Annotated in this window: 13 protein-coding genes; 8 read left to right on the forward strand and 5 right to left on the reverse strand. The window is 41.0% G+C overall.

Annotated features, from left to right (window positions below):
• Window positions 1-479: 479 nt before the first annotated feature.
• The 4 genes from V7K85_RS20445 to V7K85_RS20460 all read right to left on the reverse strand — a co-directional run bounded on the left by V7K85_RS20445 (window position 480) and on the right by V7K85_RS20460 (window position 4076).
• On the reverse strand, window positions 480-1145 hold the full coding sequence (locus V7K85_RS20445; protein ID WP_334816298.1) for a hypothetical protein: 666 nt from the start codon (window positions 1143-1145) through the stop codon (window positions 480-482).
• A gap of 192 nt (window positions 1146-1337) precedes the next feature.
• Entirely contained in the window at window positions 1338-2015 is a 678-nt protein-coding gene (locus V7K85_RS20450; RefSeq protein ID WP_334815991.1) for a DUF2834 domain-containing protein, read from the reverse strand.
• 133 nt (window positions 2016-2148) lie between these two features.
• Complete coding sequence (hrcA, locus tag V7K85_RS20455; RefSeq protein ID WP_334815993.1) at window positions 2149-3279, reverse strand: heat-inducible transcriptional repressor HrcA; 1131 nt, start codon at window positions 3277-3279, stop codon at window positions 2149-2151.
• A 437-nt stretch (window positions 3280-3716) separates the two neighbouring features.
• Window positions 3717-4076, reverse strand: a complete 360-nt coding sequence (locus V7K85_RS20460; RefSeq protein ID WP_334815995.1) for a rhodanese-like domain-containing protein — start codon at window positions 4074-4076, stop codon at window positions 3717-3719.
• Window positions 4077-4287: 211 nt separating this feature from the next.
• Between V7K85_RS20460 and V7K85_RS20465 the strand changes: the two genes are divergently transcribed.
• The 3 genes from V7K85_RS20465 to V7K85_RS20475 all read left to right on the forward strand — a co-directional run bounded on the left by V7K85_RS20465 (window position 4288) and on the right by V7K85_RS20475 (window position 8242).
• Window positions 4288-5949: a DUF3352 domain-containing protein gene (locus tag V7K85_RS20465; RefSeq protein ID WP_334815997.1), complete on the forward strand. Its 1662-nt coding sequence runs from the start codon at window positions 4288-4290 to the stop codon at window positions 5947-5949.
• Between the two features lie 423 nt (window positions 5950-6372).
• The gene (locus V7K85_RS20470) at window positions 6373-7725 is read left to right on the forward strand and encodes a hypothetical protein (protein WP_334815999.1); all 1353 of its coding nucleotides are present in this window, start codon (window positions 6373-6375) and stop codon (window positions 7723-7725) included.
• A gap of 61 nt (window positions 7726-7786) precedes the next feature.
• Window positions 7787-8242: a hypothetical protein gene (locus tag V7K85_RS20475; protein ID WP_334816001.1), complete on the forward strand. Its 456-nt coding sequence runs from the start codon at window positions 7787-7789 to the stop codon at window positions 8240-8242.
• Between the two features lie 310 nt (window positions 8243-8552).
• Here V7K85_RS20475 and V7K85_RS20480 read toward each other — a convergent pair whose 3' ends face one another.
• A complete protein-coding gene (locus tag V7K85_RS20480) occupies window positions 8553-10775 on the reverse strand; it encodes an EAL domain-containing protein (RefSeq protein ID WP_334816003.1) in 2223 nt (740 codons plus the stop codon).
• A 406-nt stretch (window positions 10776-11181) separates the two neighbouring features.
• Here V7K85_RS20480 and V7K85_RS20485 point away from each other — a divergent pair, with 406 nt between their 5' ends.
• The 5 genes from V7K85_RS20485 to V7K85_RS20505 all read left to right on the forward strand — a co-directional run bounded on the left by V7K85_RS20485 (window position 11182) and on the right by V7K85_RS20505 (window position 15945).
• On the forward strand, window positions 11182-11412 hold the full coding sequence (locus V7K85_RS20485) for a hypothetical protein (RefSeq protein WP_334816005.1): 231 nt from the start codon (window positions 11182-11184) through the stop codon (window positions 11410-11412).
• A 1358-nt stretch (window positions 11413-12770) separates the two neighbouring features.
• Window positions 12771-13865 (forward strand): HlyD family secretion protein, encoded by a 1095-nt coding sequence (locus V7K85_RS20490; RefSeq protein ID WP_334816007.1) that lies wholly within the window; start codon window positions 12771-12773, stop codon window positions 13863-13865.
• A gap of 61 nt (window positions 13866-13926) precedes the next feature.
• On the forward strand, window positions 13927-14220 hold the full coding sequence (locus V7K85_RS20495) for a hypothetical protein (RefSeq protein ID WP_334816009.1): 294 nt from the start codon (window positions 13927-13929) through the stop codon (window positions 14218-14220).
• Between the two features lie 21 nt (window positions 14221-14241).
• A complete protein-coding gene (locus tag V7K85_RS20500) occupies window positions 14242-14847 on the forward strand; it encodes an isochorismatase family protein (protein WP_334816011.1) in 606 nt (201 codons plus the stop codon).
• 729 nt (window positions 14848-15576) lie between these two features.
• On the forward strand, window positions 15577-15945 hold the full coding sequence (locus tag V7K85_RS20505) for a hypothetical protein (protein WP_334816013.1): 369 nt from the start codon (window positions 15577-15579) through the stop codon (window positions 15943-15945).
• Window positions 15946-16131 lie beyond the last annotated feature (186 nt).

The following is a 16131-nucleotide window of genomic DNA, read 5'->3' on the forward strand; positions in this document are numbered from 1 at the left end:
AGATCCGGTTGTTGGTGCTGGTGATCCACTCGCAGAATCTATCCCATACGTTGGCGCTTTCGCGACGTTGTAAGGCTGTTGTCATTGTTTTATAAATGCGATTATTTGTGAATGAATTAGGTAGGTTTCACTACCTGTTACACATCTTAAATAATTTATTGCGTTTTGTAAAGTACTTTCAGAAAAAATTTTCTCTTGGGATTTACGCACCGGAGTAGAAAATTCCCAACTCACTGAAAAAGGGGACTTTGCGTAATCAACAGTAGTGATGAGAGGGATATCTACGATGATCACTGAGCTTGTCGTACCACTTTCCTACGGAACGCTCCGCAAACGTGGAAGCAAGCTACGCGCAGCGTCTCGTAGAGAAGTGCGGGCTACCCTACGCACTTTTATCATCTAGGTGGGTTGCCTCCAAAACTCCCACACTTCCTCCTGGCATTGAACCTCGGTGATAAATAGAAGAAATCTATTACCGATTAGCTATCAAGCGATTCTTCAGGAATAGTTGATGGTAGGGGCGGGCGCAAGCAAAGATAAGCAAGTGGCCCAAGTAGCGGGACAAACGCTACTGCCCAAAACACCTGGGGATTATTCCAGTGGCGACGAGCCATATCATGGGCAAGGATTGTGGGGAATAAAAGACAAAAAAGGCAAAATGCCAAGCTCATCCCATTAATAAAGCGATCGCCTTGAAACTGCTGGACAAAATCTCCCCAGTCACCTAAGGCAAACGCATAGGCGAGCAAGCCAACAGTGCTTAAACTCAAAACAATCCCAAAAGAACGAGAATCTAGCAGCCGTAAAAAAGCATCTTTTTGTCCAGAAAATTCTTGATTTGGTTCACTAAAAGCCAAATAAGGTAAGATACCAAGCACTCCTGACCCTATTGATGCCAAGGCAAAAGGCCAAAAAGGAATCCGTTGCATCCTGCCATCAATGAATAACAAACCACTGTAAATTAGTAGCCAGATGCCCACCAGAGAAAACAAGGAAAGGATAATTGGATTTATAGCAAGCCACTGAAGAATAAATATATTTTTCAGTAGCATTAGCGTTTCTTCTAAATGCAGGGGCGGTGCTAACAGTAAAATATAGGCGATAAATCCAACCCATAGTAACCACAATGCAACTTTTCTATTCATCATCTTTAGATGGCGTGCATTTAACATAATTACGAATTATAAATTAGTAATTTTTGAGTCTAAATCCCCCTTTTTGTAGAACGCTGCCCTTAGCTTGCTTAAGAATAGGGGTACGTATGTACGTGATTGTTCTTTCAGTTGGGGATTTAGACCCCGACTGAAACTATCTTTAATTACGAATTAAAAATTGCTTTAATTTGCAGCTGGCTGCTGACTGGGTATTGCCTCTACGCCCATTTCTGGTAGAGGTGGACGCACACATAAATAAATCAATGGCCCGAATAGCGGTATCAAAGCTGCTAACCAGAACATCTGTGGATTTTTCCAACCGCGACGCGCCATATCATCCCCTAGTAATACCGGAAATAATAGGCAAAGTAGGCAGAAATCTAAACTCATCACATTGATGAAGCGGTTAGTTTGCCACTGTTGGACAAAATTACCCCAATCTCCTCCTGTTAAACCATAGGCAACTAGAATAGCCGTGGCTACAGTCAAGACAACCCCAGTCACACGAGAATCTAGCAGCTTAAACAAGGCATTCTTTTTACCGACAAACTTATTATTTGGTTCCTTAAGGGCTAAGTAGGGTAACAAGGCAAATATCCCGACTCCGAAAGAGGCGATCGCAAATAGCCAAGCAGGTATTTTTTGCCCTCTACCATCAATCAACACTACTGCACTGTAGATCAGAGGCCAGATACCCATGAGGTTGAATAGTGCTATGACTAACGGGTTAATCCCTTGCCACTGGCCAGTAGAAAGGTTTTTAATTAACTCGAATGTACCAGGTTGCTCAGGAGGAGCGAGGAAAAAAGCATAGGTAGTGAATCCCAGCCACAGCACGCCAAAGGCAATTTTTCTAACCATATAAGAGTTAAAAAGTATTAATTATTGATTTTCCCAATATAAATTGGGCTTATCTGCCTGCTATGGTATTATTCTTTTGTCTAAACACGTAGCAGCTTCTCTCCAGACATCACCATAATACGATTAGTCGCTATTAGAGATTGAAATAACTGAAAGCCTCTGAGAGGTAATCAGCAGCAGATGCCACGACTGCGATCGCACCTTCATAATCTAGACGCGTTGGGCCCAAGACTCCTACACTTCCTACTGCTATCGAACCTCGGCGATAGGTGGAAGAAATTAAGGTGCAGGTGCGTATCGGTTCTAGAGGATTTTCTGCGCCAATGCGAACCGTCACCTTTGGTTTACCCACATCCTCCGGTTCTGGTTCCTCAAATATTAATCGCCATAGTTGGTCTTGTTCTTCTTCCAGCAGGTGGATAATCGTTTGTACTTGCTGTAACTGGGAAAATTCCGGCTGGCGCAAAACTTCTGACACACCCCGAACCATAATTTGTGTTGCAGTCGGCGCAAGAGTGCGACGAGTCAATTCGGCTACTGAATTTTTCAAGAATTCGCCGTAGCGCTGGAACTCCTGATCTAGTTGACTCCAGTCAAGATAGGCTAATTCCAACAGACTTCGCCCCCGTAAGTGGCTATTCAAAAAGTTAGAAACAATCTGCAACTCGCGATCAATTACCTCTGGATCGCGTTGTGTTTCCTCTGGTACTGGCGACAAATCCATCAATTTGGAATGTGTCTCATAACCATCGGTGACCACAATCAGCATGATCCTTCCGGCTTCTATTTGCACTAATTGCAGATGTCGCACTAGCGCTGTAGTTGTTTGCGGCATAGTGATCAAGCTAATGCAACCACTCAAGGTTGCTAAAATTTGCGCGGCTCCTTGCAGTAGGGTTTCTAAACTCCAATCTTCCCACTGGAGACGCTTTTGCATTGCCACCTCTACTTCTCGCCCTAAAGTTTCGGTACCACTTCGTGGAAGCAAGCTACGCGTAGCGTCTCGCAGAGAAGGTGTAATTAGCTGGTCAACATAAATGCGATAGCCTGAGTCTGAAGGTACACGTCCAGCAGAGGCATGTGGTTGGTAAAGTAACCCAGACTTTTCTAAAACGCCCATCACATTGCGAATTGTGGCTGAACTTACACCCAGGTCGTACTCATCAACCAAAGCTTTTGAACCAACAGGCTCTGCTGTCGCAATATAGTGACGTACCGTTGCCCAAAGTATATGCTGTTGTCGATTTGTTAACTGGACTTCCATATGGCATGTTTTACTGAAGGCAAATTTTAATCAAACTCTGAAAAAATTTCTGTATTTGATCGCAAACAGAGATTATTAATAATTAATTAAGATAGCAAATTATACACTTGTATAATAATAAGTATTTTTAAAGTTTACGTCCAGCATTTTTTGAGAGTGCGCTTGAAATAGGAGCTAGGCTTGGACTGCAAAAGCTGCCATTAGTTATACTAATAACAGTATTTTTGCATAACTTTCAACTGATAACAGTATGATTGAATACGTATTTTTCTGGAATAGCTGATATGTTTGGGTCGAAAAGCTCCGTGAATATATACTCACTAGCGAAAGGTGTAAACTTTACCCTCAAAACTCTAATTTGATACAGTTCTATTTTTAGAATAGCAGAAGCCAGCTGGAAGAGTAAGTCCCAGCTGAGTCATGGATTCAGTCAGAAATTAATACTGGGGAATTGAAGGATCAACTAATAAGGAGTAGGCATCAATACCACCTGAAATGTTTTGAACATTTGTAAAACCTTGAACAACTAGCCATTGACACATCTGGGCAGAGCGGATGCCGTGGTGGCATAGCACTAGGGTTTCAGCTTGAGGATTGAAGAGAGTAGGTACTTGATCTGCCCATTCGGCAAATTGACTTAAAGGTAAGTTGACAAAGCCCTTAATGCTAGCGATCGCTAATTCTTGTGGTTCGCGTACATCTACTAGCTGAATACTTGCATCGCTAGAAGATAGACGTTGTGCCAGTTCTTCTACACTAATTTGGTTCATGGGTTGACTAAAAGAGTTCCCTGTCATCAGGTTTGTGTAAACAGTCCTAATACTATTAATGGTGACAGAAAATCTCTGCCTTGGCATGAGCATCCATTCTCAAAAGGACGCGGGGATATCATGATCACACGGGGACATTTTTATTCTTTGCGTCTTCCCCTCTCTGTGTGTCCTCTTCATAAAAAGGCTGGGCTTTCTGCTTAAATGGCTGTAAATTGTCTTTTTTAATAGGTTTAATGTGAATAGGCAACGTTCATTTATCGGTTTTTTCGTCGCAGGTGCGATCGCACTGCTAGTGCTTGTGATCGCTGGCTTTTACTGGTTTTTCGCCAAAAGTCCGGCTAACCTGATTGCTTCTACCTCTGGGCCTGATGCAGCCATATTCGTGTCGAAACTGTCCCCTGTAATGGTTTCATTGCTGGCGAATCCTGATCGTTTGCAGGCGCTGGAGCGGGAAGAGGAACTATCTAAACTCAAAACCAGTTTATTCGCCAAGAGTGGCATAGATTACAAACAAGACATTCAACCCTGGTTAGGGGACGAAATTACATTAGCGATCACCACTTCAGATATTGATCGCGACCGAGAAAACGGACAGCAGCCAGGGTATCTGTTAGCACTAGCAACTAAGCAACCGGAGAAAAGCCGCGAGTTTGTCGAGTTATTGTTTTCTAAACGGGCCTTAGCTGGAGCAAACTTAGCTGTTGAACAATACAAAGGCGTAAAGCTGATTTCTGACAATTCTCAACCAGAACAAGACTTGCTTGCAGGTGCTGTGATCGGTGAAGGCTTTGTGTTATTTGCCAATGATCCGAAGGTGCTGCGAGATGCTATCAATAACGTCCAAGCGCCCGATCTGAATTTGAGCAGTTCGTCTGAATACCAAAAAGCTACCAAAGAACTGCCCAAAAGGGGTTTAGCTGTAGCTTTCTTGAATCTTCCCATTGTGGCAAAATGGCAAGGGTTAGAGTTACCAGAACAACTTTATAACAGCCAAATCATATCCTTGGCGTTGAACCCCAAAGGATTGCTAGCAGAAAGTACCTTTCTGACTTCATCGGAAATTGTCCCTCCATCTACACCACTATCTAAACCTGTGGGAGCATTGCAGTATATTCCAGCATCAGCAGGCTTGGCAATTTCTGGCTCAAATTTGAGTAATTTGGGTAACAGTGATTTAGCCAAACTCTGGAGACAAGCAACAGCAACCATATATGGTTCTGAGGAAGATGTGGTTTCTCGGTTAGCAAAACCCTTAGCGGATATTCAAAAACGTTGGAGCATAAACTTCCCAGAGGATATTTTCAGTTGGGTACAGGGAGAATATGCCATAGCATTGTTACCCCAGAAAGAGCAAACAACCCCTAATTGGATTTTTGTGGTGGAAAAATCCGAGAGTGTAGAACAAGGTATTGCGCGTTTGGATGCGATCGCCTCATCCAAGGGACTCAGCATCAGTCCTCTGACTATAGATAAGCAAAAAATTTCCGCTTGGACAGAGTTAACTACGGCTACAAAAAAAAGTGATGTCAAAGAAGGAGCATCTTTCAGCATTGAAACAAAAGTGCAGGGATTGCATACAACTTTAGGAAATTACGAAATTTTCACCTCTGACTTAGAAACAATGAATGAAATTCTCACAACCAAGGATAATTCCATAATTGATAATCCCAATTTCAAAGATAGTATCGCTGCAATTCCCTTACCGAACCAAGGCTATATATATCTTGACTGGACAAAGAGCCAGAATTTGTTAGAGCGTCAAGTACCGATTCTCAAACTAGTGGAAGTCTTAGGCAAACCATTTTTTAACAATTTGCGATCGCTCACAGTCAGTAGTTATGGAACTGACACGCGATCGCTTAAAGGTGGTGTTTTCTTCAAACTCTATAATTCGTGAGATTTTCACAGAAAATCAAAGTGCAGAAGGTAAAAAATTCTTTTACCTTCTGCACTTTCTTGTTATGTGATATTTACGTAGATTTTCTGTAGTATTTGCTATTTGTATTTGTAATCTTTGGATAGGTACTGGCTGCTGGCCTAGAAATTTAGGTTTGATGTGGCAGTGAGTCTTAAATACATCAGAGATAATTTACACACTACCCAGGTAGTTGCAGCGACTCAAAGGACGAGAAGATGATATAGACGTAGGGGATGTGTTAAAAATTCCCAACTGCAAGGAAAGCGCTTGATGAGTATCCTTAATAGCTTGAATGCTTTAAGTAAAACTTTACTGGGAGTGGGTATTGTTGACGCCTAGAAGCAAGCACCACAGACTAAAGAAGCCAGCGAAAAAGCAGCACAATTAGCCCAAAATAAACACTTGCCAGAAGCAGTCATTATTGCAGAAAAAGCTCTCGCTGTCTGGTCTAAGAAACCAGGTTTTTGGGAGCGTTTGATTTATCAATTGCTACTGGGTAAGCTATTAGACAATCTTACTCAGCAACTAAAGCAGTGGCGCTATCAAGTGGCAGAAGTAGATAAACTAGCTGCTAATGCCAAAACCCTTCTCAAGCAAGATACGGGTGACCCTTTAGAAACGCAAGTACTCTTAAGTGCGCTCGCCATTTATCAGCGCTGTACCAAAATTCTCCACGATGATCGCATATCGCGGGTAATTAAGCAGTACCAACAAGAACTGCAACGGCGACAGCAGTTTTTGAATTTAGTGACACAGGCACAGTCTCAAGCAGAAAATCGGTTTTATAAAAATGCGATCGCAGTTTACCGAGAGGCTGAAAAGCTTTATTCTACTGAGTCTCTACAACAGGCGATCGCTGCAAGTGTTGCCCAAATCCAACAAGAAGAAATTTACTACGCCACTCTCCAGAAGGTGCAACAAGCTCAAAGTGAAGGAAGATTACAGGGAGCGATCGCACTGTTAAAAAATGCCCTGATTAACTTTTCTCGTTCTGACGGACTTGATTTACTCCAAAAGCTACAACAAACACTTAAAGGAAGAGAACAGTTTCGCCAAGGGCTAGCAGCAGAAAAAGTGGGTGATTTTAAGGCGGCTGCATCTCTTTATAAAAATGCTAAATTGCTCTTGCCCAATACATACTGCAAAATCCGGTTAGCACTTGTGGCAATTAAAACTCAGGCATGGGCAACCGCACTAACTCACCTAGAGACTGTGCCTGGAGAACAAGCTGCTTACTTGCGGGGATTTGCCTACGCCCAACAAGAAAATTTACAGGTAGCTTATAAAGAATGGCAAGGGCTGACTACTGCTAACATTGCCAAGCAACGAGAAATTATCAAAAACCTTTCCCAACGTCAACGCCTGCTAAGACTACAGAATATAGAGCAGCTGGTAAAGGTTGAGAATTGGGAGAATGCTAAAACAGAAAGTACACAATTTACCCAAAAATTTGGTTTCGATCCTTTAGTCGAGCAAAATCTCAACGAATATATTCAGCCACGTTTAGAAGCAGAACTATGGCAAGGTAAAGACTGGAGGATTATTGCCGATAAAGCTGAAAAAGCCTGGATTTCACAGCCTAATATTACTACATTACATAATTTGGCAGTAGCAAATTATTATCTTCCTCAAACTGAACCTATAAAGCTGTTAAATTTGATATTTTCCTTATCAACAGCGTTGGCAAATATAACTGAAGATCCTAGCCTTCAAGATGTGCCTTGGCTAGAAAATAAACCTGTAGAATTTAGCTGAGTATAAGGCGGAACAAATACGCGAACAAATTGCTAATGAACAAATTTCATCAGCAACAGCCATGATAGAACTACAAAAAATTCAAGAAATTGACAATCAAAATCCTATTGTCATTGACTTAATTGAGAGAATTGAATTTAACCGAGAATTAGAATTAATTGACAATTTATTAAAAAATAATAAATTTGAAGAAGTTGTCCAACGTCCTAATAAATCTCAGTATCAACGTCTACGTAATATTGTGTCAGACATTTGCGTAGAAATATTAATAAAGGGGTTCCAAAATCGGGATTTAGGATTTGAAGATATTTATCAATTAGGCTATTGGGCTTATGAACTCTGTCCAGATGATCCAAATGTCCAAGAAGTCTACAGGTTTAGCCAAGAGCTGAAGGATATTGAAAATTTAATGAAATGCGATCACTCACAGTCAGTAGTTATGGAACTGAGACGCGATCGCTTAAAGGCGGTGTTTTCTTCAAACTCCATAATTCCTGAGATTTTCACAGAAGTTTAAAATGTAGAAAGTTAAAAATTTTTTAAACTTCTGCACTTTCTTGTTTCATTATATTTATGTAGTTTTTATGTAGTGCTTGAAATGCTCAATGGTTTTTACTATTACCTAAATGGTTAAGCAACTTTTTGATTGCTTTTTCCATCAATGGCAGTTTCTATTTTTCTTAACTTAACACCAATGGGATCTTGCCCGCCCTAGTTGTGCAAATTAAAGCAAGGGCAGCTTATTATTGCGAGGAGGAACGACGTTCCTCTCTACGAGACGCTACGCGAACGCAATGACAGTCCATATTATATTTATTTACACCCATCTACTTAATTATTCGGTCAGCATCCTCACAATCCATCTGCACTACACAATTTCTTCCTTGTGCTTTTGCCTGGTAGAGTCCCTGGTCAGCAGCAGCAATTAAGGTTGCAGGAGATAATTTGCTATGAGGAGTGATGGTTGCGACACCAAGACTTAGCGTAATGAATTCACTGACATGAGAATGCGGATGAGGCATTTGTAATGCACTAACATTGGTCTGAATATCTCTTGCAACTGTAATAGCCCTTTCGATATCAGTATTCGGCAAGATGACTGCAAACTCTTCTCCACCATAACGAGCAACTAAATCAGCGGGGTGTTTACCTGTCTGAGAGATTGCCTTGGCAACCTGTCTGAGTGCATCATCTCCTGCCAGATGTCCATGCGTATCGTTGTAAAGCTTAAAGTAATCGACATCACACAAAATTAAAGATAACGAACCTTGCTCTCGTGCCAACCGTTGCCACTGTGCGTTAAACGTCTCATCAAAGCAGCGTCGATTTCCCACTTGGGTTAGACCATCCGAACAGGCAAGGCGCTGTAATTCCTGGTTTGCTTGTTGTAATTGGTGGTAAAGTTCTGATTGCTGAATAGCGATCGCAGCTTGACTTGCTAACTGGTTAAACAAGTTAATCTCCGATTGCTGCCATTGTCTGGGTTGACGGCATTGGTGAGCGATCAATAGTCCCCACAAACGCTCTTGCTGCAAAATGGGCACGATAAGGTTTGCCCTGATTTCTAAACTCCGCAGGAGGTCAATATGACATGGGGATAGTCCCGCAGTTTCAATGTCTTCGATCGCTTTGGTCTTACCTTGTTGATAGTAAGCTGCACGGCTAGGTTGAAAGCACGTGTCCATAACGTGAAATCCCAGAATGGACATGCATCCTTCTGCTAAGGATTCTACAGCGACTAAACCACTCCAGTCTGGCTCAAACTGGTAAATCACCACTCGGTCTACCTCAAATAGTTGTCGCACCTCGGCTGCTGTGGTTTGCAAAATCTCGTCTAACTCCAACGATTGTCGAATGCGCTGCGTCACAGCCGCGACAATTCGCTCAGACTCACTTTGGTGTTCAACCTGCTCCTCAACCACCTGACAATTTGCTGATACTATTAACGGGAGCGGAGCAAAGTAAGGGGTTGTAGTGACAGGCACTGCACTGGGTTTAGCAATCAAATGGCCTTGAGCAAAAGTTGCACCTCGTTCTTGCAGCCAGTTCAGTTCCTCAATGCACTCAATTCCTTCAGCAACAGTCTGGATATTTAACTTTTGAGTAATCTCTAGAAGCTTCTCGGTAATCGAGGCTTTGTAAAGGTTTTGATGCACATCTCGAATTAACTCCATGTCCAGCTTGATAAAGTCTGGACGTAACTGATGCAACAAGTTTAGGTTGGAATAGCCAGAACCGAGGTCATCAAGGGCGACTAAAAACCCAGCATCCCGGTAGTATTGAAGCACTGTTTTGAGGTGGGCTAAATCTTGAGGATTGTCTGACTCCACGACTTCAAAAACAACCCGCTCATGGGAAATGCCGGCAGCATCAATTGCCTCTACCGTACTACGTAGGCAAAAAGCTGGGTCATAAAGTGACGTTGGTGCAAAATTGATGAAGATGTGCCCACTCACTTGATAGCGCTTGACTTGAGTAATTGTGCTGAAGCGAGCAACTTGGTCGAGTTGTGGTAGGAGTCCGGCTTCGGTTGCTAACTCCAGAATTGCTCCCGGTAGCACTAAATTGCCTTGTTCATCCAGCCCCCGCAAGAGCGATTCATATCCAAAAATCTTTGATGTATCGTTAATTGAGACAATGGGTTGGAAGAAACTGGTGAATCGCTCTGTTGCTAGCATTTCAACCAGCCAGTCGGATTGGTTGAACTTAATGAAGCGTTGTAATGAGGCTATGTCACTAAAATCGTGGAGTTGAGGTTGGATAGCGCCTCGCATGAAAAGGACTTGTGTCTCTTTTAATTCTCTCGGTGCAAGTAGTTGGGCCAGGTTACGGGCAATTTCTAGCGACTCTCCGGGTCTACAGTCCAAACTCAAACCTGGTCGCTCATGCATCAGTTCATACTTAAGGGCAAACTGCTGTAGGTAGGAGGTGACTTTTTTCAGGGTATGTGGAACGGGAAACCAGAGAAAGAGCCTGCCTGCTTCCTTAGTCCGGCAGCGTGTAACATTGCGACAAGCACAGGTTTTGGAGATAGCACATATTTGGCTCATAGCTAACTAATTTGCTTAATCCGATTTATTTTATTATTCCCATTATTTTTCCTATAAAAGATAAACTCCACTTCAAATAGATGAAGATTTGATGAGTTCGGTAAACTGAATAATTTAGCTGATTAGGTGACTCACCAACACATCCCAAAATTTCTCATAAATGCTCAAGTAATTACCAATATATTTTCTGCAATTTAGCAAACTAATCAGGATTTATATTAATAATTTAAATTTTAAAAAAAAGCAAAAATTAGCCTGTATAGCAAGAATTTTTAGATTGATTAATTAAGACTATTTATATATTACTTAACAATGAATTTAGCCTCAAAAAACAACAAGGCGATTTTTCTTGATGCTCTAATTTCGAGGTAATTGGGTCAGAGCTACTGGGAATTCTGAGTGCTATTTGCAAACTGGAGAAGTTCCCTTAGTCGGCATAGCTGATCCGACACTCCCGATTCCTCCATCTGACGTTAACATCGCCTCATTGTCTGATATTGGAATTTGGGCAAAGGCCCCATTTGCCCCAGAACGCCCAGAACAAGCAGAAGAAGTGGAGCGATCGCAAATCAAATACCCGCATATATCGGGTTGTGGCCCTATAGATGCAACTCTTGCCTTTAAGTTTGTTCGCTAAATATAATAAAAATTTAGATTTCTGCTTCGCCTCTGGTCATAAACTGCATTGCGGACTCAAAGACTGGAAAAGCTCAATATTGCTGACATTTGGCGAGAAAATCCACTTTTTCGAGTACTTGCTCTGGTGCTGGAATGATGATCCGGGTTTAGAGATTGTGATCAAGAATTTATTGGCGAATTTTGAGCAGTGGGGGATTGTGATTGTAAACGGGGAATTGGTTAACTCGAATGAGTAGCGATACCTACAGCAAACTCGTTGAGCGATCGCACTTCAACTAAAGAGCGTATTCCAGTACTCTCCCAAACAGCTATTTCCAGATGGTCAAATTCTAGCAAGCCACTTGATAAGCATCGGTGAGAGGTTAAGATAATTTTACCTTTGTCAATTAGAAATTATGCTGAAAATTTAGAAATACAGAGGTATTAAATTAGCTATTGTACTAAACTGATCAGGCAAGAATGAATGATACGTATTAAGATTACGCCTCACCGATAGCGTAGCGTTAGCGACGCAGGAGCGTCAGCCCGCCAACTCTACCAGACGCTCTGCTCCCGCTTGCTTGTATTGTAGGGGTACGGCATCGCCTGTTCAAAAATTGTGTTTCCAACCCCGATTCAAAGCAATATTTTAAGTACTATTGCTTATTGACAAAGGGTATCTTACCTTAACCTCTCACGAATGCTTGGTAAGTGCTAAATCAACAAGAGCTTGTAAAAGGACAGGACTAAATCTTCCAATGCCGCTTCAGATGAAAACTTCCATTTTATACCCGCTTTGCTTAAAGCCGCACCAGCGAGTATAATTTGCTCACTCAGTTAAAAAATCAAACTATAGCTAGTTTAGTCTAGATTTATCCGTGAAAATTAAATGATTTTTGAGAATATATCTTTCTCAAGGAAGATATGTTGCTATGTAGCATCTATCTATATAGATAGATATCTTTATTAAAGACCACGAATAGTGGAAAATTAACTTAAATGATAGTGGAATCAGTGGGAGGTAGTACCTTATCAACAGCCCTGAAATTACTAGCAACAGATGAACAGTTCTATTTAAAAGTTCCGGTGGGTCTGAGGTAAAATTCGATGCTTCGCAGTTTTACGCAACTGCTGGTGCTAGCCTCTACGCTTTGTTTCTGTTCCACAAACTTCAACGCGAATCAGCGACAGTGGGACTGAAGCGGCTTTTAAGGCTTATTGAAGCAGATCAGTTACGTTTTCACATTGATGTAGAAGCTCCTTGGACAGAAATTGGTGATTTAGCTCAACAACTGCTTGACAGACGTTTTCCTGCTGAGGACTGTTTTACACATTTCGGCTTAAGCAATCTACTATTTTTTCCAAAAACACTCCAAGATGAAACGCTTAAATTTTTTACAACATTCCCAAAAAGTTACAACATTATCATCACAAAAAACTCCTGTGTTGCCGCAACAGGATGCAACTAAAACTTCTACTGAATCGAACAATGCTCTCAAGTCAAAATTATCACCTTCTTGGGTTCGGAATCTGCTACTGCTTACGGGATCGGGAGTATTCTTGGGTGGACTTACAATTTATTTAGTCAATTATGCTTACCCTGAATGGCAATACAGGCAAAGATATTTAGAAACTGATAATGCTCATGTCACCGCAGAGGTTAACCCTGTGACTACTCGTGTATCAGGAATAGTTACTGAAATTGAATTTAATGATAATCAAATGGTATCTCCGGGCATGGTATTAGTGAAACTTGATAAAAGCAACTACCAATTATCTCTGGCACAGGCAAAAACATCTTTAGAATTAGCTAAACAGCAAGCAGTATTGGCACAGGAAAAAATTTCCAAAATTGTGGTTGATACTCCCGAACTACAGCCAGTCTCCAATCGCAAAAATGCTCAGATAGAACAACGAGCTTTGATAAAAAAAAGAACTTTACAAGCACAAGTCCTGAATCAGCAAAAGAGGCTAAATGAGCAACAATATAAGATAGCGTTGGCTACTTTTACTCAAAAGCAGATAGAGGTAAAAAAAGCGGAACTGGAGTTAAGCTACACTAACATTGCAACTGCGGTTGGCGGACTAGTTGGGAATAAAAATGTCCAAGTAGGACAACACGTGGTTCCAGGGCAGACTCTCTTATCAATAATGCAGCCATATCCTTGGCTTATTGCCTACTTCCCAGAAAAGCAGTTAGAAAAGATACAGCCAGGACAAAAGGTGAAAATTACAGTCTCAGCCTTTGCTAATCGGCAATTTCAAGGCAAGGTAGATAGTATCGCCTTTATACCAGAAGATAATCTTACCAGTAATTCAGCTTCGAGTAATTCGCTACATCAAATTCCTATCAAGATCGTGTTTGATGGGTCAAGTATTCAAGGTTACGAGTCCCGATTTCATCCAGGAATGTCAGCAATTCTAAAAGTTGACTATAAAGTCAAAAGTCCGACCTCTGAGAATGGATTTTGAACGTACTAATATATTTTTATACTAGTATTGCCTCTAAAAGTTAAACTCATCATATAGGCTAATGAAACGAGGAGGTCATGCAACAGCAACAGAGCAAACTTGGGCATTAGCAACAGAGGTTCATCACCGACCTGGGGATGGAGTAACAAGAGAGCTTTACGACAAAATTTTGGAGCCGCTTGGCTTCCGGGTGTTGGTTTATCTCCATAACCATACGGTTGGTGCAGAAGTATCGCTTGGCAATTATGGGAAATCTGATCAGAAGTATCGTTTCGCTCAATTATGCTCTGGCATCAATCCTAATTCTCCACTTGCAGCCTTGTCGCTTATGTGTGTTGGCACACGCCATGTTTGATAAAAACTAGGCATAGTTACTTTGGGCTTCGCAGCAAAAGCCATTAAGCCATTCTATTTATCAAGTTTTAGAATTATTCACACTATGAGCTTCTGCCTTTTTGTCATTGATATTCAGCATGGGTTTATATCTGAAAACACAAAGCATGTTATACAACGGATTAAGTCTTTATTAGACCAAAATATATTTGAATACGTTATCTTCACCAGATTTATAAATACTCTTGACAGTCCTTATGTAAAATATCTTAATTGGCATGGACTTATTTCAGAAATAGAACAAAAAATTGTTACTGAACTTGAAGCATTTGCCAACAAAGTTTTTGATAAATATATATATACTGCTTGCAATGTAGAAACTCTTAGATTTCTCCAAGAAAGAAATATTAAGACAATCTTTGTTTGTGGAATTGATACTGAAGGTTGTGTACTAAAAACTGCTGTTGATTTTTTTGAAGCCAATGTCAGGTCTTATGTTTTAGAGTATTATTCAGCATCAAATGGAGGTGATAATTGCCAGAAAGCAGCTATTTTAGTTTTAAGTCAGTTAATTGGAATAAATCATATTATAACTGAGCCTATAAATATAAATAATGTCAAGTCGCTTCTCGAAATTAAAAATTATTAATTAAAAAGATGTACGGGTTGCCCAAAATTCATTTTAGATAGGAAAAGCTTACTCGTCACTCGCCATCATTTAAATAACTTTATTCCGGAATTTTCAGCTGCAACTTTCTTAAAACGTCAGCAACTTTATTGTACTTTACTTAAAGTTATTGCTCACAAGGCTGTTCCTGACCGCCCAGGTCACAGTAAATAGATGAATCCTTTATAATTATCGTCGAATAGCCTGGAGGGGTTCAAACCAGCAATCAATATACCAGCTTTTCCCGTCTGACCCGATGGTGCAATCGGTATAGCGATCGCTGCCAAACACCTGTGGGTAGGTTGCCTTTCAAGTCAGAGCATTACAACTTTTTTCATAACTTAAAGTTATTGTTTAAAGAAAAAAGACTATTTGATTTTATTCTCAAAGTCGCTTTATCCTGAAATCAGTAGAGGTTTGAGCTTTGAAAAAATACAAACTTGGCTTGCAATTAATACAGCCAAAGGCTGAGTAATTAACTTAAGACTTACGCACGAGTTTCGGAATAACGTAGACGCAAAGCGGCTTGCCGCAGGCTACCGCAGAGGTGCAGAGGACACGTAGAAATCAGAGTTGGAGAGATATTTTGCATAAGTCTTATAACTCCCCAAATCTCTAGTGCTATCAAACTTAGGTGAAAAAGAGGTGCAACATGAATCCTGCAAAATTATCAACCAGCAACGTTAACACCCAAAAGAGGACAATAGCTAAATGCTAGAGCAGGAGATTGATTACCCCACCAGACCGAAGACAAGTGCAATGATCATGAAACTTTTCCAAATCACTCTAGTGGTCTTAGTACTTTTGATCAACTTAGCAATTTCTTTCCCCTCTTGGGCAGAAAGAGCGCCTTCTTTAACTAGTAATCCTAACTACTTTCAAGTAGGGCAAAAAGTCATTTGGCTTTATAAAGCTCGTGCGGATTCTAGCGATGTCCAAAGAATTACCGCTGAAGTAGTCAAGTTAAGTTCCAAGCAAGTGCAAATCAAGGTGTACAAACATAACAAGGAATTTGTCAATCGTTGGGTGAATCCAAACAAGCTTGAGAATTCGCAAAAAGTTAAAGAGTCAGTACTCTAAAATTTAGCCAGATGGAAATAAATCTAGTCTTAGCCAGCGACAAAACTCTTTATATAATGTCCGGCAAATCACCCGTAATATCATGTCGGCTTGATTACTTATTAAACCCTAAGAAACCTACCCCTTAATCCCCTAAGAGCAAGCTCTTAGGAGGACAAAGTGTCGCTTTGGCTCTTTGGGGTGCAA

This window comes from Nostoc sp. (assembly GCF_036917615.1).
Lineage (GTDB): Bacteria > Cyanobacteriota > Cyanobacteriia > Cyanobacteriales > Nostocaceae > Nostoc.